The sequence below is a fragment of the Sorangium sp. So ce448 genome, from assembly GCF_051520915.1.
GTDB lineage: Bacteria > Myxococcota_A > Polyangia > Polyangiales > Polyangiaceae > Sorangium > Sorangium cellulosum_B.
Map to the genome: position 1 here is coordinate 7,245,622 of NZ_CP150343.1, position 24,184 is coordinate 7,269,805.

Consider the following 24,184-nt stretch of genomic DNA (forward strand, 5'->3'; position numbering starts at 1 on the left):
ATGCGAAAGCTCGACCGGGGTGGGGTAGCATCGCCGCCTTGTCTCGCCGGCTACCGGCACGGCGCTCACACCTGGGAGCACCTCGATGCGGCAGACAAAACGGCGATCCGGGCAGCGCTGCAGCAGATGCAGGGCCGCCGGTGCGCGTATTGCGAAGGGGATCTCGATGCGCTGGGGCAGCACATCGAGCACTTTCGCCGAAAGCACACGTTCCCGCATCTCACGTTCGCATGGGCCAACCTGTACTGGTCGTGCGATCAACGCGACTCGTGCGGCCGGCACAAGGACCATGATGCCGGCCCGTACGATTGCGATGACCTTCTCGACCCAGGCGTGGACGACCCCGACCGATTCTTCCGGTTTCGATCGGACGGGACCATCGATGTGCGATCGGGCCTCTCCGCGAGCGACGCGCAAAGAGCCCGCGAGACATTGCGGGTGTTCAACCTGGATCCGGACCACGGTCGCCTGCGCTCGATGCGTCGCCGTGTGCTGGAGGCCTACTGCGCGCTGGAGCCTGACATCCTGTCAGCGCTGGAGGGCTTCACGCCGGAAGAGCGGCTCGCGTTCATCTCCGAGGAGCTGATGCGCACGAGCGGCGAACCGTTCTCCACCATCATCCGACATTTCTTCGAGGGCGTCGTCTGATCATGAATTACGTTGTGAAGTCACCGAAGAAGCTGATCGAGGTCGCCCTGCCGCTCGATGCGATCAACGCCGCGGCCGCGCGCGAGAAGTCGATCCGCCACGGGCACCCGAGCACGCTGCACCTCTGGTGGGCGCGCCGTCCGCTCGCCGCAGCACGGGCGGTCATCTTCGCCCAGCTCGTGAACGATCCGGGGTTCCAGCAGGGGAAGGGCTTCCGGTACGGGAAGAACAAGAAGGAGGCGGAGGTCGAGCGGAAGCGGCTCTTCGGGATCCTCGAAGAGCTCGTGAAGTGGGAGAACACCACGAACGAGAAGGTGCTCGAGGCCGCGCGCGCCGAGATCCGTCGTTCGTGGCGGGAGGTCTGCGAGCTCAACAAGGATCATCCGCAAGCCGCGGAGCTGTTCAACCCGGACAGGCTGCCGGGGCTGCACGATCCGTTCGCCGGCGGCGGGACGATCCCGCTCGAGGCGCAGCGGCTCGGGCTCGAGGCGTTCGCGTCGGACCTGAATCCGGTCGCGGTGCTGATCAACAAGGCGATGATCGAGATCCCGCCGAAGTTCGCGGGACGCCCGCCGGTGGGGCCCTTGCCGAAGGGTGAACAGGTCACCGCGAAGGACTGGCCCGGCGCCACGGGGCTCGCCGAGGACGTGCGGCGCTACGGGGCGTGGATGCGCGCGGAGGCGGAGAAGCGAATCGGGCACCTGTATCCGAAGGTGGAGATCACGGCGGAGATGGCGCGGGAGCGACCGGATCTCAAGGCGCTGGTGGGGCAGAAGCTCACCGTGATCGCGTGGCTCTGGGCGAGGACAGTGAAGAGCCCCAATCCGGCGTTTTCGCACGTTGAGGTCCCGCTTGCGTCAACATTCATCCTATCGAATATGCAGCAAAGGGAGGCGCACATCGAACCAGCAATAGACGGCGACAGATACTGGTTCACGGTGAAGGCGAGCAAGCCGCCAGCGAACGCGAAGAACGGCACCAAGATTTCCCGAGGGGCATTCTCCTGCATCTTGTCCGGAACGCCCATTAGCTATGCGTATATCGACGAGGAGGCAAACGCCGGACGAATGGGCAGTCGACTCATGGCGACTGTAGCAGAGGGATCGCAGGGGCGGGTCTACCTCGGGCCAACGCAGGAGATGGAAAACATCGCCCGTCAAGCGAAGCCGCAGTGGAAGCCGGAAACACCGTGCCGAGGGACGTTTGCCTCCAATGCCCAAGGACGAATCTATGGATTTAAAGTATTCGGCGACTACTTTACAGCGCGGCAACTCGTATCGCTGACAACCTTCAGCGATCTAGTGGGCGAGGTGCGCGAGCGTGCAAAGCATGACGCACTCACCGCAGGAACCGATGACGACGGCAGGGGCATAGACGCTGGTGGCATCGGTGCAAGCGCGTACGCAGAAGCCGTATCAACGCTGCTTGCGTTCAGCATCAGTCGGCTAGCAGACCGCTCCGCAAGCGTTTGCACGTGGGACTTGCGAGATGGCCAGGGCCGCAAACCGGGAGTTCGCAATGTGTTTTCGCGACAGGCAATCCCAATGTCGTGGGACTTCGCCGAGGCAAATCCATTCTCGGGCATTGCCGCAAGCTCGGACAGCGCAATCGATCGAGTTTCCGACGTAGTCAAACTTCTCGTTCCTGGCATCGCTGGGCATGCTGCTCAGGCCGACGCAACTAGCAACGAGTCTCCTGGGGGGCGCATCATATCCACCGACCCTCCCTACTACGACAACATCGGCTACGCGGACTTGTCGGATTTTTTCTATGTCTGGCTTCGCCGAGCGCTGCGTAGCATATATCCTTCGCTTCTGGCCACGATGGCAGTTCCGAAGGCCGAGGAGCTTGTTGCGACTCCCTACCGACATGGCTCTAAGGAGAAGGCGGAAGCGTTCTTTTTACACGGAATGACTGCCGCGATGCGTCGACTCGCGACCCAGGCGCATCCCAGCGCTCCTCTGACCATATACTACGCATTCAAGCAGTCCGAAACGAAAGGCGATGAAGGAACCTCATCGACGGGCTGGGAGACCTTCCTCGAAGCTGTCCACCGCGCAGGCCTGGCGCTCACAGGAACGTGGCCCATGCGCACGGAGCTCTCGAACCGGATGATCGGCTCGGGCACCAACGCTCTAGCCTCCAGCATCATCCTCGTCTGCCGTCCCCGCCCGGCCGACGCCCCCACCGTCTCCCGCCGCGAGTTCCTCCGCGAGCTCAACGCCGTCCTCCCCGACGCCCTCGACGAGATGACCAAGGGCTCCGGCGACGACCGCTCCCCCGTCGCGCCCGTCGACCTCTCGCAGGCCATCATCGGCCCCGGGATGGCCGTCTTCTCGAAATACGCGGCCGTCCTCGAGGCCGACGGCCGCCCGATGTCGGTCCGCACGGCGCTCCAGCTCATCAACCGCTTCCTCGCCGAGGACGACTTCGATCACGACACGCAGTTCTGCCTCCACTGGCTCGAGCAGCACGGCTGGTCCAGCGGCGCCTACGGCGAGGCCGACGTCCTCGCCCGCGCCAAGGCGACCAGCGTGGGCGGCCTCGCCGACGCGGGGGTGCTCCAGACCAGCAGCGGCAAGGTCCGGTTGCTCCGGCCCAGCGAGTACCCCGCCGCCTGGGACCCCCGCAGCGACACCCGCGTCCCGGTCTGGGAAGCCCTCCACCAGCTCATCCGCGCGCTGCGAAGCGAAGGCGAGAGCGGCGCCGGCCGCCTGCTCGCCGCGGTCAAGCCCAAGAGCGAGGCGATCCGCCAGCTCGCCTACCGGCTCTACACCCTGTGCGAGCGCCGCGGCGAGGCCGAGAGGGCGCGCGCCTACAACGAGCTCATCACCTCCTGGTCCGCCATCGAGGCCGCGGCCAGCGAGGTCCCGGAAACGAAGGACCAGCTCGATCTGTTCGAAGGCAAGACATGATCAGGTCGCTTCATGTCAAGAATTTCACCGTCTTCAGCGAGGCGGATCTCGACTTCGGGCAGCACCTGAACGTGTTCGTGGGAGAGAACGGCACCGGAAAGACGCAGGCGCTGAAGCTCGCCTACTCCCTCCTCGCGACGAGCTGGGAGGAGGGGCGCAAGCCGAACGCCGCGCCCCCGACCAAGGCGGCTCTGCAGACACGCCTCGCGGACAAGCTCGTCAGCGTGTTCCGCCCGGAGGCCCTGGGACGCCTCGCCCGGCGGAAGCAAGGTCGTGAGCGCTGCGATGTGCGGATGACCTGCACCAACGAGGCCTGGGATATCTCGTTCGGCTTCTCGACGCAGAGCAAGTCGGACGTCTCGATCGACGCGCTCCCCACGGAATGGGTGGACGCCGCGCCGACCTACCTGCCGGCCCGGGAACTCCTCACCATCTATCCAGGCTTCATGTCCGTGTACGAGAACCACTATCTCGAGTTCGAGGAGACATGGCGTGATACCTGCCTGCTCCTCGGCGCGCCGCTCAAGAGGGGCGCCAAGGAGAAGCGCGTCCGGGAGCTGCTTGCCCCTCTGGAGGAGGCGATGGGGGGGGCGATCGAGCTCGACAAGAACGGTCGATTCTATTTTCGCACCGGGAGCGGCCGCATGGAGATGCCGGTCGTCGCGGAGGGCCTCCGCAAGCTCGGCATGCTCGCCCGCCTCATCGCGACAGGGGCCTTGCTCGACAAAGGGTGCCTGTTCTGGGACGAGCCGGAGGCGAACCTGAACCCGCGCATCATCAAGAAGGTCGCCGGCAGCATCGTCGATCTGAGCCTCGGCGGCATCCAGGTGTTCATCGCGACGCACAGCCTGTTCCTGCTGCGCGAGATCGAGATGCTGCTCGCGCGCAAGGAGGGGGAGGTCGACGCGCGCTTCTTCGGGCTGCACCTGTCGGACGCCGGTGTCTCGGTGCAGCAAGGGCCCTCCGTGGACGACATGGGGGCCATCGCCGCGCTCGACGAGGAGCTCGAGCAGTCCGACCGCTTCCTGAGCCCGGAAGGCTGCGCCATGCCGACCGTCGCCGTCGATGGCCTGAGTTTCAAGTTCCCGAGTGCCCAACGAGCCGCATGGGCTCCCTCGTCTGGAGAGTGACATGACCCCCACAAAGCCCTGGCGCGAAGTCGCGGTCCCCCACCCCGACGTGCTGCAAGGCACGTTCCAGCAATCCGAGTTCGCGGCGGACATCTCCGCCGTGCGTGACGGCAAGGCGTCACACGAGTACCAAAACGCGGCCGCGTTCTTCCAGCGCACCTTCATCACGGAAGGCATGCGCCTCCTGCTCACGCAGGTCGCGCAGCGGTTGAACGGCAAGGGCGGCGAACCCGTCATCCAGCTCCAGACCGCGTTCGGCGGCGGCAAGACGCACACGATGCTCGCCGTCTACCACCTCGCCACGCGCCGCGGGCCCCTCAAGGAGCTCGCCGGCATCCCCGCGCTGCTCGACCAGGCCGGGCTCATGGATGTGCCAACGGCCCGCGTCGCCGTGCTGGACGGGTCGGCTCGAGGTCCCGCAGAACCCTATATATGCGGGCAAACGCGCGTCCATACCCTCTGGGGCGAGCTCGCGTTCCAGCTCGGCGGCGACGACGGGTACGCCCTCGTCCGTGACTCCGATCTCTCCGGGACCTCGCCCGGCAAGGCGGCGCTGCGCGCCCTGCTGGAGCGGTTCGCGCCGTGCGTCGTGCTCGTGGACGAGCTCGTCGCCTACATCCGGCAGTTCTCGGACGCCACGCCGCTCGCGGGCGGCACCTACGACAGCAACCTCTCGTTCGCGCAGGCCCTCACCGAGGCGGCGAAGCTCGTGCCGACGGCGATCGTGCTCGCCTCGCTGCCCGAATCGGAGGTCGAGGCGGGCAGCTCGCGGGGCGTGGCCGCGCTGAAGGCGCTCGAGAAGACGTTCGGGCGGGTCCAGGCGCTCTGGAAGCCGGTCGCCGCGGAGGAGGCGTTCGAGATCGTCCGCCGCCGTCTCTTCGAGCCCATCCGCGACATGGAGACGCGCAACGCGGTCTGCCGCGCGTTCTCGAACGCCTACGCGGCGGAGGCGAAGCTCCCCTCCGAGACGCACGAGGCCCGTTACCACGACCGGTTGGTGCGGGCCTACCCCATCCACCCGGAGGTCTTCGACAGGCTCTACGAGGACTGGACAACGCTCGAGAGCTTCCAGCGGACACGCGGCGTCCTGAAGCTCATGGCGCGCGTCATCCATCGGCTCTGGCAGGGGCAGAACCAGGATCTCATGATCCTGCCCGGCAGCATCCCGCTCTCCGACAGCGGTACACGCGACGAGCTGATGTATCACCTCCCGCCGGGATGGGATGCCGTCATCGAGCGGGACATCGACGGTCATGACGCGGAGACGGCGGCGCTCGAGCGGAGGGAGCCGCGCTTCGGCGCCGTGAACGCGGCCCACCGCGTCGCCCGGACGGTGTTCCTCGGCAGCGCGCCGTCCTCCGGAGGCACACACAAGGGGATCCGAGGCGTCGAGCGCGCGCGCGTGCTGCTGGGATGCCTCCAGCCCGGACAGTCGGCGTCCACGTTCTCCGATGCGCTCAACCGGCTGTGCGACAGGCTGCATTACCTGAACAGCTCCGGAGACAAGGAGCACGACGCCACGCGGTTCTGGTTCGACACCCGGGCGAACCTGCGCCGGGAGATGGAGGACCGGAAGAACCGTTTCGACGATCGCGTGGAGGTGCGCGCTGCGATCGCCGAGGCCCTGAAGAAGCTCGTGGCAGGAGCGAGCCTCTTCGAGGCGGTGCACGTCTTCACGCCGAGCGGCGACATCCCCGACGACAGCGCCCTCCGGCTGGTGGTCTTGCCGGTCGACAAGGCGTTCAGCAAGCAGGAGGCCAGGACGGCGGAGGCCGAGGTGCTCGAGATCGTGCGCACCAACGGCTCGAAGCCGCGCTACCGAGGCAACCGTCTGGTCTTCCTGGCGCCGGACCAGGGCGCGCTCGCCCGCCTGCGCGACTGCGTTCGTACGGCGCTGGCATGGAATTCGATCGTGGCCGACATCGGGGCGGGGCGGCTGAACATCGATCGCCTCCAGGAGCAGCGGGCGAAGGAGGAGCTTCACAAGGCCGGGCAGGCGGTGCCCGGGGCGGCCCGGGAGTGCTTCAGGTGGCTGCTCTGCCCGGTGATGGCGTCGCCCACGGACCGGGAGGGCTCGGTCGAGTCATACGCGCTCCCCACGAGCAGCGGCACGTTCGCGGAGGCGGTGGAGCGGGTATGCGAAGAGAACGAGCTCGTCATCTCGGCGTGGTCGCCGATCCACCTGCGGAGCAAGCTGCGGGAGCTGTACTGGAAGGAGGCGACCGTCGCGGTGCGCGCGGCCTCGGTCTGGGAGGACATGCAGCGCTATCTCTACATGCCCCGGCTGAAGCGTCGCGCGGTGCTGGAACAGGTGATCGCGACGGGCGCGGGAAGCAGAGACTTCTTCGGCACCGCGTACGGCCAGAGCGGAGACCGGCTGGAAGGCTTCAAGCTGGGTGACGCGAACGTGCAGGTCGACGATACGCTGCTGCTCGTCGAGCCCGCGGCGGCCGCGGCGTACGAGTCGGCGCAGCAGAGGCCCGCCTCGGTCCCGCCAAGCGCAGGGGGCGCGCGCGGGCAGGGCGGCCAGAGCGGTGACAGCACGGCCACGGCGGGCGGTGGCAGCAAGACGTCCGGCACCGGTGGAGCTGCCCCGCGGCCCGAGGCGGCCTTCGTGTCGCCGGGCCCCGCGGCCTCCCGGCCGAAGGCGTTCTTCGGATCGGTCGACGTGAACGCGACGACCGCGAAGATGAAGCTCGTCTCCATCGCCGAGGAAATCATCGCTGTGCTCGCGGTGGATCCCAACGCGAGCGTGAAGGTCACGGTGGAGATCTCCGCCGAGTTCCCGGCAGGAGCATCGGAACAGACGAGGCGTGCGGTCTCGGAGAATGCGGCGGCGCTCGGATTCAAGAGCAAGTCATGGGAGTAGTGGCGTTTTGTTAGCCGCCACAGCGGCTAGCTCATCGGAGGACGTCAACGACCGGAGCGGACTCTCGCATGAGGTCATTCCCGGCTCCCCCTGGTGCTAGACTCGGAGCATGGCCGAACCTCTGGAGCTTCCTGCCGAGGAGCGGGACGACAGCCCCTACGACGAGAACGGGGTAGACCGCTCCCTCGTCCGCTGGATGCTCAGCCTGTCCCCTACGGAGCGGCTGGGGCAGGTGCAGGGCGCGATCGATCTGATCATGAGCGTGCGCGAGCCACCCGCGCCTTGACCTGACCTCCGGATCGGGGGCATCAAGCAGCGGACTCGTGTCGAAGGCCGACGAGCATGCGCCCGAAGTCGCAGAGCGCCGAGGCGCCGCCGAGGCGCAGGATGAGCTGGAGGACGGCCTCGGCGTGGAGGTAGTGCTCCGACGGCAGATAGGTGAAGAGGGCGGGATCGCTGATGTCGATGGTGCGTCGCCACGCGTCGGCGCGTGCGCGCGTCGACCAGATCGCCCGGAGCGAGGCGTCGGGCAGGTTCGCCATGGTGTCGCAGAGCACGCCGTCCTTCACGTCCGGTTGCGCGAGAACTGCACGCACCGCAGCATCGATCTCCGGCGCGAGGGCGGTGCGCTCGGCCTCGGACAACGACGCCGCCTCGCTGACCCATCTGCGGAGCCGCTGCGCGGGCGACAGCTCTCCTCCCGCGCCCCCGGCATCGGGCTCGGCGGCGCTCGGCGAGGCGTCGTCTCCGCCCTCACTCGCGGGCGAAGACGCGCTGGCGTGCACCTCGAGTAAGGCGCGGACCTCGTGTGGCAAGGTCTTCTGCCGCCAGGATGTCCAATCGAAGAACTCGGCCCCTTCCTCCAGCGCCCAGCGCAAGGCCGGTTCCCACCTGGACGCCGGTAGGACGGCCCACACCGGATCCTGGATGGCCATCAGCCGATCGCCTGCCTGCGTCCTGCCGATCTGCCCCTCCGCGACGGCATCGAGTACCCGCCCGGTGAGATCCACGGCGCGCGCCGCGGGAACCAGCGGCATCACCGCGGCGATCGCCTCGACGCGGTCCTCCTCGCCGAGGTGCTCGCACGTCTCGACCTCCGCCAGCACCTCGTCCACGAGCGCCGCACGCTGGTCGCCCTCGGCAAGGGAGGCCGCGGTGAAGAGCCCCCTCAGCCGCACGCACCCGCCGCGCTCGCGCACCTCGTCGAGGTAGAGCGAGAGGAGGACGCCGCGGGGCGTTCCGGTGGCGAGCTGAGCGGCGCGCCCCAGCGTGTGGAGGATCTCCACGTCGGCCGGCCGCTCACGGCGCGCGAGCACCTCCCGCAGGTGCCCGCGCTGCTCCTCGGGGGAGAATAGCTCGGCGAATGCAGGGAATTCATAGAGCTCCTCGCCGCTCTGGAGCAGCGCCCGGGCGAGCCGGACGCGCCGCTCGCCCTGGAGCGAGCGCGCGAACTCCAACACGAGCGCCATGTGGTCGCCAGCGGCGTGGTGCTCGGCGAAATCCAGCACCGATTCGAAGCCTCTGTCCGTGCGGATCCTGGCGGCGTGCTCCGGGCCGAAGAGCAGTTGTCCGAGCCGCGACTCCACCGCTTCGACAGGGACGGGCGCCCCACGCGCCTCGGCCTCCCTCGCCGCCTGCGCCACCCGCTCGCCCAGCACCGCGCGCTCGCGCTCGGTCAGCGACGGTCGGTGATCCGCGGCCCAGTCCGCGACCCACTCGAGCGCGTCCGAAGCGGCGTCACCGAGCGGCTCGATCCGGCGAAACGCCTCGTGGAACAGCGCCGACGCGCGCGGCTCTCCGAGGTGCGCCGCGACGCGAAGGAGAGCGTCTGCCGCCGTGACCGGGTTGGCCTCACCGCGCGCGCACGCGACCGCCTCGTCCGCGAGCGCCGGACACATCGCCACCGTGTCCGCGAGCGCCGCAGCCAGGTACCGGCTCGTTCGAGCGCGCTCCAGCGCGATCCGCGCGATCCGCGCGCGCGACTCGCCCGGGTGCTCGCGCGCCACGGACAGCAGATCATCGACGTTGTCGAGCCCCTGACACTCGGCCTCCGACGCCTCGAACATCCCCGCAACCGCGAACGCCTCCGCGGCGCGCTTGCGCGCCGAGAACCCCCAGCGCGGCCCGTCTTCCGCCTCCTTGGCCTCGAGGGCCGCGCGCAGCCGGACGACCTCGCCGCGCGCCCGCTCGCGCTCTCGGGCGGGCACGAGCGGCAGGAGATCGCACCCCACGAAGAACGCCACGACCGGCTCAGTCCCGGGGAGCCACGCCTCGATCTCCGACACGGCGCGCGCGATCTCCGCCGCGGAGAGATACGGTGCGCACGAGCGCAGCGCCTCGCCGCGGCGCGCGCTCAGCGCGCGGATCGCGTCGAGCGCCGCGTCGTGCTGCCCGGCGCGCGCGAGGCGCACCGCGACCGCGGTCAGCGCCGCCTCGTCCGCGAACCACTCCGCGCCATCGCCGGACTGCGGCTGCCGTACGAGCGCGAGCACTGCACGAAGCGAGGCATCGGGAAACACCCGAAGGTGGTGGAAGACGAACACGTGACGGCCGACGAAATCGATGCGCCGGAGCCCATCGATCGCCTCCTCCGCGCTCCACAGCCCGGTCTCCACCGCTTTTACGCGCAGGCTGAATGGGATATCGTTCTCGGCCCAGTACGTGCGCTCCACGATCTCCCTCGCCTGGAGTTGCCGCAGCATCGCCCCGGCGCGCGCTCGCTCGGAGTCGGCCTCTTCGAAGGACACATCCGCGAGGCGCCACTCGTCGAGCGAGCGTGCCAGAGCATCTTTCCCGGGTGAGGTGTCCATCAGCGACTCCGTCGCGTGCAGCGCGGCACGAGCAATTTTCCCGGCGCTCCTGCTGCCGCACCGGCAGTTCCACCATGAAGGGTGCCCACGGCCTGCCGGCCCCCGCATGCTAGGCTCGGAGCATGCCCGAGCCTCTGGAGCCTCCCGCCGAAGAGCGGGACGACAGCCCCTACGACGAGAACGGCGTGGACCGCTCCCTCGTCCGCTGGATGCTTAGCCTGTCTCCGACAGAGCGGCTGGCGCAGGTGCAGAGCTCGATCGATCTGATCATGAGCGTGCGTGAGCCACCCGCGCCCTGATCTGCACATCCAGCAGCCCCCTGGCCCCTCCCCGCACTCCTCACTGCCGCACCGGCAGCTCCACCACGAAGCTCGCCCCCTCCCCCGGCGCGCTCTCCACGGTCACCGCCCCGCCGTGCGCCTCGACCACGCTCTTCACGATCGCCAGCCCGAGCCCCGTCCCGTCGCGGCCCTCGTCGGTCGTGAAGAACCTGTCGAAGATCCTCGGCAGGTGCTGCGGCGGCACCCCCGGCCCCCGGTCGCGCACCGCGATCCTCGCCGTCCGCTCCCCTTCCCGCCCCTCCCCGCCCTCGACGGTCACCACCACCGGCTCCCCCGGCGGTGAAAACTTCACCGCGTTGTCGACGAGGTTCAAGAGCGCCGTCTCCAGGTCCGTTTGCCGCGCCCGGAGCAGCCATGTCCGCATCTCGTACCGCAGCTCCACCGGTTGCCCCGGGCTCACGCGCCGCTCCACCACGCGCGCCACGAGCGCCTCCAGATCGAGCACCGTCATCGCCTCGCTCGAGGCCTCGATCCGGCTCAGCTCCAGCAGCCTCGACACGAGCCGGTCGAGCCGCGCCACGTCGAGCTCGATGTTGCGCAGGAAGCGCCGCCGCGCCTCGAGATCGTCCGCCGCCCCCTCGTCGAGCAGCTCGGCGGCGCCCCGGATCGACGTCAGCGGCGACTTGAACTCGTGCGCCACGTCGGCCGCGAAATCCGAGATGTACCGCAGCCGCGCCCCCAGCCGCTCGTTCATCGCGGCGAACGACTCGCCGAGCTCGCGGATCTCGCCGGTCCCCGACACGGGCACCACGACGTCGCGCTCGCCGGCCGCGATGCGCTTCGCCGCGCGCGACAGCTTGCCGAGCGGCCTCGATATCGACCACGCGAGCGCCAGCGTGACGAGGCCCGTGAACAGGCTCGCGACCACGAGGACCTTGATGAGCCCCGAGCGGATCCGGTGCAGCTCGACCAGCACCGGCTGCGTCGAGCGGACAACGTACACGGCGCCGAGCACCTCGCCGCTCCGCCGGATCGGCTCGGCCAGGAACAGGAAGACCGCCAGCTCCTGATGCCGGACACGCGTCCGCGCCGCGCGGCGCCCGGCGAGCGCCTCGCGCACCTCCGGTCGATCCGGGACCTCGGACCAGCCCTCGCGCGCGCCCTTTCCGATCGGCTGCACGTTGTCGGCGAGCTCCCGGAAGTCCGCCGAGCTCGGGCGATGGCCGCGCGTCGACATGAGCGCGGGGGCCGCCGGCTCGGGCCCCTCGGGCGGGCCGTTCTCGTGCGAGTCGGCGACGACCGCGCCCGACCTGTCGAGGATCCGGACGCGCGTGCGCGTGAGCCTCGCGGCCTGGGTCAAGATGTCGCCGTGCTCGGGCGCGTCGAGCTCGAGCCCCCGGTCGAGATCCGACGCGAGCATCGCCGCGACAAGGACCGCCTGGTTCGCCATGTCGCGCTCCAGCGAGCCGAGCAGCTGCCGCTCGTAGAGGCGCGCGAACTCGAGCCCCGCCACCGGCACGAGCAGCACCACCAGGTTCACGACAAGCAGCCGGACGCGGATCCGGCCGAGCTCCCAGCGCAGGCGCTCGATCATCGTGGGGCCAGGCATCGCGGCCCGGCTACGCCCCCTGCAGCTTGTAGCCGACGCCGTGCACGGTCGCGATCGGATCGCCGCCAACCATGCGGAACTTCGCGCGAATCCGGCGAACGTGCGTGTCGATGGTGCGCTCCGTGATCAGGTTGTCGTAGCGGTAGGCGCGCTGCATGAGCTGACCGCGCGAGAGCACCACCCCGGGCCGCTCCAGCAGCGCGCCGAGCACGCCGAGCTCCGTCGCCGTGAGCGACACCGGCTGGCCGAGGTACCGCGCCTCGTGACGCTCGGTGTCGACCTCGATCGGGCCGTGGCGGAGGACCGCAGCGCGCGCCTCCGCCGGCGCGGGCGGCGGGGGCGCCTCGGTCCGCCGGAGCAGCGCGCGCACCCGCGCCACGAGCTCGCGCGGCGAGAACGGCTTCGTGAGGTAGTCGTCGCCGCCGAGCTCCAGGCCGACGATCCGGTCGACCTCGTCGGCGCGCGCCGACAGGAACAGGATCGGCGTCCTGCTCCCGGCGCGCAGCCGCCGGCACACCTCGAGGCCGTCGAGCTCGGGGAGCATCACGTCCAGCACCACGAGGTCCACCGTGCCCGCCCCGGCCGCCTCGACGGCGGCGCGCCCGTCGGCCACCGCCGTCACGGCGTACCCCTCCTTTTGCAGGGCGTAGAGCAGCACCTCGCGGATGCGCGCCTCATCGTCGACGACCAGGATGTGCTTGCTCACGTCGCGATCGGTCCCTCTGTTCCGGCGCCGTGCGCGTCGATCGCCGCGCCGAGGCCCTCCACGCGCGCCCAGACCTCGGACACGATACCACCGACGCCCTCGACCGAGGATCCGGCGAAGCGCGCCAGCACGAGCTGCGTGCGCAGCGCCTGGACGAGATCCGCGAGCTCCTCGAGGGCGCGGGCGTCGCGGTCGCGCATCGCCCGCAGGCGCCGGATGTTCTCGAGGTGGAGGTGCGCCGTCGCCAGCGACCGCCCCCCCGCACCACCCCGCTCGATCTCCGCGACGCGCGCCGCGGCGGCGCCCTCGTCGAAGCCGCTCTGGCGCAGCAGCGCGTCGAGCTCGGCGTGGCGGGCAGCGGCGCGCGCCACCTCGGCCTCGATCCGCGAGGCCGCCTCGCGCGACAGGAGCGCCTCGAACGAGGTGCCAGCGCAGGCGCTGACCCCCTCGCGCAGCGCGCCCTGGACGCGGGCGGCGGCCTCACCCGCGGCGCCGGCCACGCGCCCGCCGCCCTCCCCGCGGCCCGCCGTGAGCGCGACGGGCGCCCAGATGGGCCAGAGCGGCACGCAGAGCGCCGCGGACAGGGCGGCGCGGCGGCGCCCCTCGGGCGAGGCGCGGTACACCGCGACCGCGCACGCGAGCCCGGCGATCAGGTACAGCACCGCGAGGTCGCGAAGGCTCATCGCGCCTCCTCCGCCACGCCGTCGAGCGAGCGCAGATCCCGGTCGTAGATCCCGAGCGAGGAGCGGAAGCTCTTCACGAGCGCGTCGGAGAAGCTCCCCTCGCGGGCGCGCAGGAACGGGACGTCCTTCTCGCTCGGCCGCCCGAGGTAGGGGCGGAGGATCCACGCGGCCTGACCGCCGACGGCGAAGAAGACGGCCATGAAGGCGGCCGCGGTGAGCCAGCGGCCCCGGCCCGCGCCGATGCCCCGCACGAGCACGCCGAGCGCCGCGAGGCCCGCGACGGCGTAGGCGAGCCAGGCGGCGACCGACGACGCGTGGTAGCCGAGCCCCACGTCGATGGCCAGCCAGAGCACGGGCGCGAAAGCGAGCAGCACCAGCGACGACCGGCCCGCCGACGCGAGGGCGAGCGCGATGACGGACCGCATGGGCCACGGGCGCCCGAGCACCGCCGAGAACGCGTGGAGCGCCGGGACCGAGAGCGCGAGCGTGATCAGCATCGCCAGCGGCACCTTGACGGCCGCAAAGACGATCTGCTCGCTGCCGCGGAAGCTCCCGATCACGCCGCCGAACACGGCCGAGCCGAGGCCGATCGCGCCGAGCGACGCGAGCGCGATGGCGCGGATGTCCCTGTCTTCACGGCAGCTCGCGGCCACCTCGGAGGGCGCCCGGAGGAGACGGCTCACGACGGAGGCGCTCACAGGGCACCTCCCTTCAGGATCGGCAGCATCCCCCACCACACGCGCAGCGCGAGCACCACGGCGAACGCCGCGAACACGACGAGCGCCGCCGTCGACCGGGACACGCCGGCGAGGCCGCCCTCGCGCTGGAGCACCGCGCCGAGGTCGCGCAGCAGGACGCAGATGCCGACGGCGCCGCCCACCGCGAGGCCGAGCAGCCCCATGAGGGCCGCTGTCGCGTCCGCCCCGCTCGTCACGACGAAGAGCGCCGAGGCGGGCGCGAGGCCGCCGAGCACGAGGCCCGTCGCGGCGGCGGCGCGCGCCGTCGCCGAGAGCGCGCGTGGCGGGTCGAGCGGCGCGTCGAAGAGCGTCAGCACGATCGTGAGCGCCGGCACGCCGACGCAAGCAACGGCGATCATGGCCGCAGGGACGCCGGCCGCGTGGCGGACGAACGACACGCCGCCCTGCCGCGCGCCGAGCGAGAGGCCGTACAGCGAGGCGAGGCCGAGGCCGACGCCGAAGCGGGACAGCTCCTCGCGGAGCGAGCCAGAGGGCCGCTCCGCAAGGAGGGCGGCCGTCCAGCTGCGGTGTCCGGCGCCTGCGGTGGGCTCCGCGGCGGGGCCGGGCACGGGGGCCGCGGAGGCGTCGTCTCGACGCTCCGCGGGCTCGTTCGCGCCGGCGTCCGTGCCGGCCTCGAGCGATGACGTTACAGGGAGACAGGTAGCTTGCGCCTGCACGAGGACCTCCATCGGGGTGAGCGCTGCGCGGCCTGGTCACGACCGCCGCAGACCTCCCTGCGCGTACCCCCCGGGTGAGGCGCGCCCGCGCGCCCGACGAGGAACAAACGCGGAGAGGTTGTGGCGAAGACGTGGCAATCGCTCGCGCCCTCCCGAGCGCCCCGGAGCCGGGACCGCCGGCACCCGAGAAGCCCTCCACCGGAGGTCTCCCGCGACGGGCCACACGCACATCACATCCTCTGAGCGCCCGACTCCGGCGATCCATCGACATGTAGATCAGTGTGCGTCAAACCACACATTGCCGTTTTGTACGCGACGGATCGATGCTTGGCGCGCAGCACTCGCGAGGGAGGAAGTAATGAAGATCGACCTGTTCACAGAGATGCAGAGTCCCCGTCCGTGGTCGGAGGACCACGAGCACAGGGTCATCATGAACACCCTCGAGCAGGCGAAGCTCGCCGATCGGCTCGGGTACGGCTGCTGGTGGCAGGTCGAGCACCATACGGCCGAGGAGTTCAGCTACTCGTCGGCGCCGGAGGTGATGCTCGCGGCGATCTCGCAGCACACGACGTCGATGCGGCTCGGGCACGCCTCGGTGCTGTCGCCGTTCCGGTTCAACCACCCCATCCGCGTCGCCGAGCGCGCGGCCATGCTCGATCACCTGAGCGGCGGGCGCCTTGAGCTCGGACTGGCCCGCTCGACCATCCCGGAGTGGCGCACGTTCAACATCCCTCCGGACCGGACGCGCGACCAGATGCAGCAGGCGTTCGAGATGATCCCGAAGATGTGGACGCAGGAGCGGTTCTCGTGGAAGAGCGAGGACGCCGAGATCAACAACGTCCCCATCCTCCCGAAGCCGTACCAGAAGCCCCACCCGCCCCTCTGGCAGGCCTGCTCGAGCCTGGCCTCGTTCGAGCAGGCCGGGCGCAACGGGGTCGGCGCGCTCGGCGTCACGCTGTGGGCGCCGCCCGACCAGGTGAAGGAGTGGATTGGCATCTACCGCGAGGCCATCCGCCGGTGTGAGCGGCCCGTCGGCGCGTTCATCAACAACCAGGTCGGGTTCTTCACGTTCGCTCACTGCGCCGAGACGGACCAGCAGGCCATGGAGAACGGCGCCGCCTCCGCGGCCGCGTGGTACACGAACGGGTCCTTCACGTTCTTCGAGGCGAAGGAGCACTTCCTGCGGACCCACGCCGAGGAGCAGGCGCTGGCCAAGGACCCGGCGGGCGGCGGCCTCGTGGGCCAGCTCCTGCGCGATCGCGCGGGGAAGACGCCGGCCGAGACCAAGGCCAACGCCGTCCTCGCCCGCATCATGCAGAACGAAGAGGTCCCGAACGAGGAGGTGTTCGACGCCCTGAAGGAGCAGAACTCGCTCATCGTCGGCAGCCCGGAGACGTGCCGGCAGAAGATCAAGTTCTACCAGGACCTCGGCATCGATCGCCTGCTGTCCTTCCAACAGGTCGGGCGCCTTTCGAACGAGCAGGTCATGAGCAGCATTCGCCAGATCGGCAAGCTCATCCCCGAGTTCGACAAGCCCTGAAGCGGGTCGCGCGGCCCCCCCCGAGGTTCGCCTCGCGCTCCGGCGCTGGACAGGCGCGCGAACGTTCGCTAGGCTGCACCTCGATGTCCGTCCCTCGCGCGCGCTCCCTACGCCCCTGCCTAGGCCTACGGCCCGGGGGCCTTTTCGCGCGCTGCTGACGACATCGCTCCTCGCAGTACGGCCCCCTCGGTTCTCTTGGTCCCGGTGGGGGTCCTCCGCCTCGTCGTCGTGTCGTGACGACTCCCATCGCTAGCTTTCAGGGAGTCCTGTCATGTCCACGATGCCTGTCCACAAGTACAAGCCCTTTCAACCCATCCACCTGCCCGATCGCCGCTGGCCCAGCCGCGTGATCGAGAGGGCGCCGCGCTGGTGCAGCGTGGACCTGCGCGACGGCAACCAGGCCCTCGTCGAGCCCATGGGCCTCGAGCGGAAGCTCCGCATGTGGCACGAGCTCGTGCGCATGGGGTTCAAGGAGATCGAGGTGGGCTTCCCCAGCGCGTCGCAGCCCGATTTCGACTTCGTGCGCTGGATCATCGACCAGGGGCTCATCCCGGACGACGTGACGATCCAGGTGCTCACCCAGGCGCGCGCCGAGCTGATCGAGCGCACCTTCGAGGCCATCCGCGGGGCGCGCCGCGCCATCGTCCACCTCTACAACTCCACCTCGACGCTCCAGCGGCGCGTGGTGTTCGGCCTGGATCGCGCGGGCATCACCGAGATCGCCGTGCGCGGGGCGCGGCTGGTGAAGGAGCTCGCGGCGCGGTCGCCCGGGACCGAGGTCGCGCTGGAGTACTCCCCCGAGAGCTTCACGGGCACCGAGCTCGATTTCGCGAAGGAGATCTGCGAGGCCGTGATGGACGTCTGGGAGCCCACGCCCTCACGGAAGATCATCCTGAACCTGCCCGCCACCGTCGAGATGTCGACGCCGAACGTGTACGCGGATCAGATCGAGTGGATGCACAGGAACCTGAAGCAGCGCGACAGCATCGTGCTGAGCGTGCACCCGCACAACGACCGCGGCACCGCCGTGGCCGCGGCGGAGCTGGCCGTGATGGCAGGCGCCGACCGCGTCGAGGGCACGCTGTTCGGGAACGGCGAGCGCACGGGCAACGTCGACGTCGTGACGCTGGCGCTCAACCTGATGTCCCAGGGCGTGGATCCCGAGCTCGAGATCCATGACGTCCAGTCGATCAAGGAGACGGTCGAGCACTGCAACCGCCTGCCGGTCCACCCGCGCCACCCGTACGTCGGCGAGCTCGTGTACACGGCCTTCTCCGGGTCGCACCAGGACGCGATCAAGAAGGGGTTCAAGGCGCTGCGCGAGGGCGGGAGCCCGCTCTGGGAGGTGCCGTACCTGCCCATCGATCCGCAGGACGTCGGGCGCAGCTACGAGGCGGTGATCCGCGTGAACAGCCAGTCGGGCAAGGGCGGCGTGGCCTACGTGCTCGAGCACGACCACGGCTACGCGCTGCCGAGGGGGCTCGCCGTCGAGGTGAGCCAGGCCGTGCAGCGCAGGGCGGAGCGGACCGAGGGCGAGGTGCAGAAGGCCGAGATCCTGGCGATCTTCGAGCGGGAGTACGTGAACCGCGCAGGGCCGCTCCGCGTCACCCGGCACAGGCGCGCCGGCCAGGGCGCGGACGAACGACACGAGTTCCACGTGCAGATCCGAGGCGCCGCCCACGTGCTGAGCGCCGCCGGCGGCAGCCCCGTCGAGGCGCTCGCGAGCGCGCTCTCGCGCCACGCGGGGATCGCGATCGCGGTGGACGAGCACGCGGCGCACGCGCGCCCGAGGAGCGCCGGCGACGAGACGGCGGCTTACGTGGCCCTCTCGGTCGGGCGCAAGCGCAGCTTCGGGGCGGGGACGCACGGGGACGCCGACATGGCGTCGCTCGCCGCCGTGGCGTCCGCCTGGAACCGCGCGCGGCCGGCGGATGCGGCGCAGCTCGCGGCGGCAGCGGAGTGAGCGGGCGCGCGGTCGCTGGAGCCCGAACGAGGCGCCCGCGCAGCGAGACGAAGCGCCTGGACGTGCGCGCGCACGGTGCTACCCTCGCGCGCCGACGGCGGAGCTCCTCCGGCAGGTCCGGCCGCGCGGCCACAGACGGCAGATGCGGGAACCAGCAGGGGCGACGTTGCTGACGCCACGTTCCCCTATGATGCCTTCTCCCCCACGCCGCATCCCGAGCTCGCGCCGCATCCCGAGCTGCCGCGGACACGCACCTCCGGTGCCTCGCCCGAGCGCGCGAGCGGTGGGACCTGGCAGGGGGCGCCTGCGGTGCCGGGCGTATCCGTCGAGCTCTGGAAGCAGGACTGGCTGCGCTGGAACACAACGAGACAATCAAGGTGAGTGAATGAGCAAGGTGGAAAATCCGGCACTGAGAGGGTTCAACCCCGATCCGTCGATCGTTCGCGTGGGGGACGATTACTACATCGCGACCTCGACGTTCGAGTGGTACCCGGGCGTCCAGATCTCCCATTCGAAAGATCTCGTCAACTGGCGGGTGGTCGCGCGGCCGCTGGAGCGGTACTCGCAGCTGGACATGCGCGGCAACCCCAACTCCGGCGGGATCTGGGCGCCGTGCCTGACCTACGCGGACGGCTTGTTTCACCTCATCTACACGAATTCGCGACGCTGGGCGTCGTCGTTCAAGGACGTCCACAACTACCTGGTCACCGCGCCTTCCATCACCGGTCCGTGGTCGGAGCCCGTCTACCTGAACAGCTCGGGGTTCGATCCTTCGCTGTTCCACGACGACGACGGCCGCAAGTGGCTCGTGAACATGGTGTGGGATCACCGGCCGGGCAACAACCCGTTCGGTGGGATCTTGCTCCAGGAGTACAGCCCGAAGGAGAAGAAGCTCGTCGGTCCGGTGGAGAACATCTTCCGAGGCACCGCGCTCGGGCTCGTGGAGGGGCCGCACCTCTACAAGCGAGATGGCTACTACTACCTGCTCACCGCGGAGGGTGGCACGTTCATCACGCACGCCGCGACGGTGGCCCGCTCTCGCTCGATTCACGGGCCTTACGAGGTCATGCCCAACAACCCGCTCATCTCCAGCGCGTCCCACCCCGAGCTGCTGCTCCAGAGCGCCGGTCACGGTAGCTTCGTGGAGAACAAGGACGGCTCGTGGGCGTTCGCGCACCTGTGCCGCCGCCCGCTGAAGAATGGCCGGTCGACGCTGGGACGCGAGACGGCGCTCCAGGGGATCACCTGGGTCGAGGGGTGGCCGCGGCTGACTTCGGGCGGGCAGGTTCCGCTGGACGTCTACGAGGGGCCGAACCTGGCTCGCCACGAATGGCCGAAGACGCCCGAGCGCGACGACTTCGACAAGCCCACGCTGGGCATCGAGTGGCAGTCGCCGCGCGTGCTGCCGGCAGACGTGAGCAGCCTCGCCGCCCGACCCGGGTACCTGCGCCTGATCGGGCGCGAGAGCATCACCTCGACCTTCGAGCAGAGCCTCGTCGCGCGGCGCCAGCAGGCCAAACACGTGCAAGCGACGACGTGCATGCAGTTCGCCCCTCAGCACTTTCAGCAGATGGCGGGCCTCGTTGCGTTCTACAGCACGGACTCGTTCTACTATCTCTACGTCTCGCGGGCGGATCACGCCGAGAAGGCCCTTTCGCTCATCAAGTGCGAGCGGGGGAACCTGACGTTCCCGATCGAGAAGGAGTACGTGCTGGACGGGGTGGAGAACATCTTCCTGCGGCTCGAGATCAAGGACGATCGGATATCGTTCTTCTACTCGCGGGATGGCGTCACCTACCACGCGGTGGGGTGGGAGCACGACGCGTCGATCCTGTCGGACGAGCACGCGATACCCTGCGCGTTCACGGGCAATTTCGTCGGGATGGCGTGCCAGGACCTGGCCGGCACACGCCTGCACGCGGACTTCGACTGGTTCGACTACCGCGAGATCGGGTGACGTCCACACAGGGGACAGCCTAAGAAATCCCTTAAATTCTTCGGAAAATTCACAGGGAGGCGGGGAGACGGGGAGAGAAATTTTCAAATACTCCCTGACTCCCCGCCTCCCTGTTCAATTTCTCCGCTTAAAAGGGCGGCTAATAGGCCGGCTCCGGCGCGCGCTCCTTGCCACGGAGGTGGATCTGGAGCGTCAGCATCCACGCAGTCGGCGCCGCGACGAGCACGTGCGGCGACGGCAGCGGGGGCGCGCTGTCCTTCGCGAAGCTCGAGGCGTAGACGTACTGCGCGTCGTAATACTGCAGGCCCAGGAGGTTCGTGCCGTTCAGGGCGAGCTCCATGCCGCGCCACCCGACCGCCGCGACGGCATCGAGGCTGACAGCGTCCTTGCCGTCCCGCCCGCCCGGGAGGGAGCGACCCGCCATGCCCTCGACGCCGGCGCCCACGCGGACCGTCACCTCCTTGCCGGAGAGCCGGCCGACGACCCCCGAGGCGAACACATCGTCGCGCAGGACGAACGCCGGAGCGTAAGGCACCGGGTCGCCTTCGGCGAAGCGCGCGTCGGAGCCGGTGAAGCGAGCGTGGGTGTACGTGCCGCTCAGGTGCGCGCCGAACGGGCCGGAGCGCGCGCTCATCACGACCTGCGCGCCTGCGCGCACCGACGGCGGGGCCTCGACGTGCTGCCGGGACGCCGCGTCGAACACGCGATCATTGCCGAGCCACGAGCCGAACCCCACGGCCGAGCCCTGGAAGGTCTTGCCCCCCTTGAGCCGGACGCCCGCCTCGACGCTGCGCACCCTGGTGAACGGCACGCGCTCGCCCTCGTCGAGGTCGCGCGCCTGCGGGGAACGGAACCCCTCGCCGTAGCTCGCCACGAGGTGCACACCGCCGCTGACCGCGATGTCGGCCATGGCCTTGCTCGACACGACGAAGCCCTGCGCGGTGCGCTCGAGCCCGGCGTTGCTCGTGCGATCCCGCACGCCGTACGAGAGCGAGTCGAGGCGCGCGCCGCCGCGGACGACCACGCGCTTGATCGGATAGAGCGAGAGATCGGCATACGCGGCCACGTTCGTGGCGTCGATCGTCGCGTCGACGAGCGCGGCGTTCCTCGTGCCGTCCTCGAACAGGCGCGTGTCGGTCTGGTCGACCGTGTCCACGCGCGCGTAGACGCCCATCTCGATGGAATCGCGCTTCGAGGTGATCTCGACGCCATGGCGGTAAAGCACCGTGAGGCCGAAGGTCGAGGCGTCGTTCACCATCTCGCTGTCGTCGCTCCGGACGATCGGCTCGCCGGCGAGCTGGTCGAGCGCGTACCCGGTGAGGTTCTGGTGAAACGTCGTCTTGGTCTTGCCCGCGAAGCCGCCGATGCCCATCGTGCCCTCGCCGAGGCTCCACAGGACATCGGAGCCGACGAGCGCCTGCGATGTCCTGTCGCGGCCGAGCGGCCGCTGGGCCGCGTAGAGGGCGGCGCCCCGCTCCACGGGGCCCTGCGGCAGGTAGCCGGGAAAGTCGAAGCGCGCAGAGCCGATGGCCACCGTCGCGCGGAACTGGACCTGGTTCGAGCCCCCGCCGAGCTGCCCGACGAAGGAGCTGCGCTCGCCGCCGCGCACGCCGCCCGGCCCGTCCGTGGCGTCGGTCTCGAAGGCCGCGAACGTGTCCATCATCTCGTCGTGCTCGGGCGCAAACGCGATGAGGACACGCCTCGTCCCGAACGAGCCGACTCCCCCCTTCAACCAGAAGCCCGGCGCCTCCAGGCCGAGATCCATGCGGAGCGAGCCGGCGACGCCGAAATCGCCTTGCCTCGGGTCGTGAGGGCCGCTGGCGATCCGGACGGAACGGACCACCTCCGGCATGATGAGGCGCATGTCGGCATATCCAGGAGCACGGATGTGCGAGACCTGGTTCATCGGGATGTTGCCGGCGAAGATCTCGACGTCTTGACCCGAGGTGCCGTCGAAGCCGCGCAGCGACAGGTGCGGCGCGCGACCGGGCAGGCCGCGATCGCTCATGAAGACGCCCGGGAGGACCCGCAGCACGTCGGCGCCCGAGCCGTGCGGCGCCGCGGCGAGGACCTGCGCGTCCGCCTCGACGTCGGAGGCGCTCCGGGCAGGCGACTTCGCCCGCACCCTCACCTCGAGGGGCTCGTCCTTGGGGGCGCAGGCGTCGATCTCGGCCTGGGTCGCCGCCTCGCGGACGCACCGCTCGTAGCCGTCGGCGCGGGCCACCGAAGGCCACAGCGAGGCACAGAGGAGCGGGACGGCGACGGCCAGCGCTCCTGTCGGCCCGGGCCGCCGTGACGGCCATCCCCTCGATCCAGGTCCCCGGCGGTGCCTCATGAGGCGATGATACCGACGACGAGGGCGGAGCTTGGGAGGGAAACGCCCGTCGCGTACGTCGAATCTCAGCGCGGCAAGAGGCGGCTGCGGATGCCTGGCGTGACGCAGCGGCGCAGCGAGTCAAGGATGGTTCGCTCGCACTGTGCGTGCGCTCGAAACCCCGGCTGTTGCGCCAGCAGCGCGTGCAGCTCCGGCAGCCGATAGAACGGCACGCTCGGATACCAATGATGCTCGATGTGATAGCCGATGTTGCGCGGCAGGACCAAGAAACGTCCGATCAAGCCAGGGATCGTCGTGCGGGCATCGGCATAACGTGGATCCTCGGACTGGATCGCCGAGTGTTCGCACGTCAGGCGGATGTACTGGGCCGCGATGTGCCAGGTACAGTAGGGCACCACCCAGTACACGAGGAGCTCCGGCCAGGCGTCGAACACCGTCAACAGCCAGGCGACAGCGGACCATAACAGGAGCCGCACGACATGGCCGAGCGGCGAGACACCGAACATGAAGCCGCCGATCAGCCCACGGACGATCCAGAACAGGCCCGTCAAGAGAAACACGCGACGCGCGAGCTTCAGCGCGTACCCCAGGGGCGTCTTGGGATAGCGCCACTCCCATGTGAGGCGACCTCCGGCGTCATGGGTGCTCCACAGCGCGCGGTTGCCGTCCCCCTCGCGGTTGAGGTGGCGATGGTGCTCACCGTGGTAGTGCCGAAAGCCCTGGACCGAAATGAACATCGGCCAGGCGAGCAGCACGTTGCCCACCCAGTCGTTGAGCTGACGATGGGGTAAGAGGCGAAAGTGCGCGGCGTCGTGGGCGATGACCGTGAGCGCGTGCTGGCGCGCGCCGATCACCACGATCGCGAGGAGGGTCACGGGCCACGCATCGACACGGGTCGCGACCGCGATCGCCAGCGCGACGATCGACCACTCGACCGCGATGGCTGCGACCGCCCGGGCTGGCGCGAGCACCGACAATCGACGGACTTCGCGGGGATCGAGGCGTTCGGGGATGGCGCCGACGAGATCGTGCGGGTGTTCCATGGGGTTTCGCTCAGGTCGGGGCCCCGTCCATGGCCGTCTCCGCGACCTCGGCGGAAACCAGCTCCGCGAGCGCGGCAAAACCAGGCTGACACGCTGCCATCAACGCGCGTTGCCCTCCGGACGCGAGCTCGGTGAAGCGCGAGCGCGCCGGGCGCACACGAGCACGGCGCCGAGAAGCCCGGTCGCCCCGGTCACGAAGTGCGCTTTCCTTCATGTCTGAGATGAATAGCATCGCGTATGCGAGGATTATCTGTCAACCCACGCTGCGGACGACGCATCTG

The 24,184-nt window shown here is 69.7% G+C and carries 17 protein-coding genes; 9 read left to right on the forward strand and 8 right to left on the reverse strand.

Annotation, left to right across the window (positions count from 1 at the left end; genetic code table 11):
- The 5 genes from ptuB (at position 1) to WMF45_RS27415 (ending at position 7,848) form a co-directional block, all read left to right on the forward strand.
- Positions 1-648: a retron Ec78 anti-phage system effector HNH endonuclease PtuB gene (gene ptuB, locus WMF45_RS27395; protein ID WP_437707423.1), complete on the forward strand. Its 648-nt coding sequence runs from the start codon at positions 1-3 to the stop codon at positions 646-648.
- 2 nt (positions 649-650) lie between these two features.
- Complete coding sequence (locus tag WMF45_RS27400; protein ID WP_437707424.1) at positions 651-3,563, forward strand: DUF1156 domain-containing protein; 2,913 nt, start codon at positions 651-653, stop codon at positions 3,561-3,563.
- Complete coding sequence (locus WMF45_RS27405; protein ID WP_437707425.1) at positions 3,560-4,693, forward strand: AAA family ATPase; 1,134 nt, start codon at positions 3,560-3,562, stop codon at positions 4,691-4,693. Before WMF45_RS27400 ends, WMF45_RS27405 begins: the two co-directional genes overlap by 4 nt.
- 1 nt (position 4,694) lies before the next feature.
- Positions 4,695-7,562 carry an ATP-binding protein gene (locus WMF45_RS27410; RefSeq protein WP_437707426.1) on the forward strand — a complete coding sequence of 956 codons (2,868 nt, stop codon included), beginning with the start codon at positions 4,695-4,697 and terminating at the stop codon, positions 7,560-7,562.
- A gap of 109 nt (positions 7,563-7,671) precedes the next feature.
- Positions 7,672-7,848 (forward strand): hypothetical protein, encoded by a 177-nt coding sequence (locus WMF45_RS27415; protein ID WP_437707427.1) that lies wholly within the window; start codon positions 7,672-7,674, stop codon positions 7,846-7,848.
- Positions 7,849-7,870: 22 nt separating this feature from the next.
- Here the strand turns inward: WMF45_RS27415 and WMF45_RS27420 are convergent, their stop codons facing one another.
- On the reverse strand, positions 7,871-10,372 hold the full coding sequence (locus WMF45_RS27420; RefSeq protein ID WP_437707428.1) for a hypothetical protein: 2,502 nt from the start codon (positions 10,370-10,372) through the stop codon (positions 7,871-7,873).
- Positions 10,373-10,494: 122 nt separating this feature from the next.
- On the opposite strand from WMF45_RS27420, the gene WMF45_RS27425 reads away from it, so the two are divergent.
- A complete protein-coding gene (locus WMF45_RS27425) occupies positions 10,495-10,671 on the forward strand; it encodes a hypothetical protein (protein WP_437707429.1) in 177 nt (58 codons plus the stop codon).
- A 40-nt stretch (positions 10,672-10,711) separates the two neighbouring features.
- Here the strand turns inward: WMF45_RS27425 and WMF45_RS27430 are convergent, their stop codons facing one another.
- The 5 genes from WMF45_RS27430 to WMF45_RS27450 are packed head-to-tail and all read right to left on the reverse strand — an operon-like array spanning position 10,712 to position 15,065.
- The gene (locus tag WMF45_RS27430) at positions 10,712-12,262 is read right to left on the reverse strand and encodes a sensor histidine kinase (protein WP_437707430.1); all 1,551 of its coding nucleotides are present in this window, start codon (positions 12,260-12,262) and stop codon (positions 10,712-10,714) included.
- A 10-nt stretch (positions 12,263-12,272) separates the two neighbouring features.
- Entirely contained in the window at positions 12,273-12,968 is a 696-nt protein-coding gene (locus tag WMF45_RS27435) for a response regulator (RefSeq protein ID WP_437707431.1), read from the reverse strand.
- Entirely contained in the window at positions 12,965-13,651 is a 687-nt protein-coding gene (locus tag WMF45_RS27440) for a hypothetical protein (protein ID WP_437707432.1), read from the reverse strand. The genes WMF45_RS27435 and WMF45_RS27440 overlap by 4 nt, the downstream gene beginning before the upstream one ends.
- The gene (locus WMF45_RS27445) at positions 13,648-14,349 is read right to left on the reverse strand and encodes a hypothetical protein (RefSeq protein ID WP_437707433.1); all 702 of its coding nucleotides are present in this window, start codon (positions 14,347-14,349) and stop codon (positions 13,648-13,650) included. The genes WMF45_RS27440 and WMF45_RS27445 overlap by 4 nt, the downstream gene beginning before the upstream one ends.
- Positions 14,346-15,065 (reverse strand): hypothetical protein, encoded by a 720-nt coding sequence (locus WMF45_RS27450; protein WP_437707434.1) that lies wholly within the window; start codon positions 15,063-15,065, stop codon positions 14,346-14,348. Before WMF45_RS27450 ends, WMF45_RS27445 begins: the two co-directional genes overlap by 4 nt.
- A gap of 358 nt (positions 15,066-15,423) precedes the next feature.
- On the opposite strand from WMF45_RS27450, the gene WMF45_RS27455 reads away from it, so the two are divergent.
- The 3 genes from WMF45_RS27455 (at position 15,424) to WMF45_RS27465 (ending at position 20,525) form a co-directional block, all read left to right on the forward strand.
- Positions 15,424-16,605: an LLM class flavin-dependent oxidoreductase gene (locus tag WMF45_RS27455; protein WP_437707435.1), complete on the forward strand. Its 1,182-nt coding sequence runs from the start codon at positions 15,424-15,426 to the stop codon at positions 16,603-16,605.
- A gap of 271 nt (positions 16,606-16,876) precedes the next feature.
- A complete protein-coding gene (gene leuA / locus WMF45_RS27460; protein WP_437707436.1) occupies positions 16,877-18,568 on the forward strand; it encodes a 2-isopropylmalate synthase in 1,692 nt (563 codons plus the stop codon).
- 385 nt (positions 18,569-18,953) lie between these two features.
- On the forward strand, positions 18,954-20,525 hold the full coding sequence (locus WMF45_RS27465) for a glycoside hydrolase family 43 protein (RefSeq protein ID WP_437707437.1): 1,572 nt from the start codon (positions 18,954-18,956) through the stop codon (positions 20,523-20,525).
- A 139-nt stretch (positions 20,526-20,664) separates the two neighbouring features.
- Here the strand turns inward: WMF45_RS27465 and WMF45_RS27470 are convergent, their stop codons facing one another.
- Both WMF45_RS27470 and WMF45_RS27475 read right to left on the reverse strand, forming a co-directional pair.
- The gene (locus WMF45_RS27470; protein ID WP_437707438.1) at positions 20,665-22,749 is read right to left on the reverse strand and encodes a TonB-dependent receptor; all 2,085 of its coding nucleotides are present in this window, start codon (positions 22,747-22,749) and stop codon (positions 20,665-20,667) included.
- A 176-nt stretch (positions 22,750-22,925) separates the two neighbouring features.
- Complete coding sequence (locus WMF45_RS27475) at positions 22,926-23,903, reverse strand: fatty acid desaturase family protein (protein WP_437707439.1); 978 nt, start codon at positions 23,901-23,903, stop codon at positions 22,926-22,928.
- Between the last annotated feature and the right edge of the window lie 281 nt (positions 23,904-24,184).

What these genes read in the sequence shown, in the direction of transcription:
- ptuB (WP_437707423.1), top strand. Translation starts at nt 1, where the DNA reads ATGCGAAAGCTCGACCGGGGTGGGGTAGCATCGCCGCCTTGTCTCGCC.
- WMF45_RS27400 (WP_437707424.1), top strand. Translation starts at nt 651, where the DNA reads ATGAATTACGTTGTGAAGTCACCGAAGAAGCTGATCGAGGTCGCCCTG.
- WMF45_RS27405 (WP_437707425.1), top strand. Translation starts at nt 3,560, where the DNA reads ATGATCAGGTCGCTTCATGTCAAGAATTTCACCGTCTTCAGCGAGGCG.
- WMF45_RS27410 (WP_437707426.1), top strand. Translation starts at nt 4,695, where the DNA reads ATGACCCCCACAAAGCCCTGGCGCGAAGTCGCGGTCCCCCACCCCGAC.
- WMF45_RS27415 (WP_437707427.1), top strand. Translation starts at nt 7,672, where the DNA reads ATGGCCGAACCTCTGGAGCTTCCTGCCGAGGAGCGGGACGACAGCCCC.
- WMF45_RS27420 (WP_437707428.1), bottom strand. Translation starts at nt 10,372, where the DNA reads ATGGACACCTCACCCGGGAAAGATGCTCTGGCACGCTCGCTCGACGAG.
- WMF45_RS27425 (WP_437707429.1), top strand. Translation starts at nt 10,495, where the DNA reads ATGCCCGAGCCTCTGGAGCCTCCCGCCGAAGAGCGGGACGACAGCCCC.
- WMF45_RS27430 (WP_437707430.1), bottom strand. Translation starts at nt 12,262, where the DNA reads ATGCCTGGCCCCACGATGATCGAGCGCCTGCGCTGGGAGCTCGGCCGG.
- WMF45_RS27440 (WP_437707432.1), bottom strand. Translation starts at nt 13,651, where the DNA reads ATGAGCCTTCGCGACCTCGCGGTGCTGTACCTGATCGCCGGGCTCGCG.
- WMF45_RS27455 (WP_437707435.1), top strand. Translation starts at nt 15,424, where the DNA reads ATGAAGATCGACCTGTTCACAGAGATGCAGAGTCCCCGTCCGTGGTCG.
- leuA (WP_437707436.1), top strand. Translation starts at nt 16,877, where the DNA reads ATGTCCACGATGCCTGTCCACAAGTACAAGCCCTTTCAACCCATCCAC.
- WMF45_RS27465 (WP_437707437.1), top strand. Translation starts at nt 18,954, where the DNA reads ATGAGCAAGGTGGAAAATCCGGCACTGAGAGGGTTCAACCCCGATCCG.
- WMF45_RS27475 (WP_437707439.1), bottom strand. Translation starts at nt 23,903, where the DNA reads ATGGAACACCCGCACGATCTCGTCGGCGCCATCCCCGAACGCCTCGAT.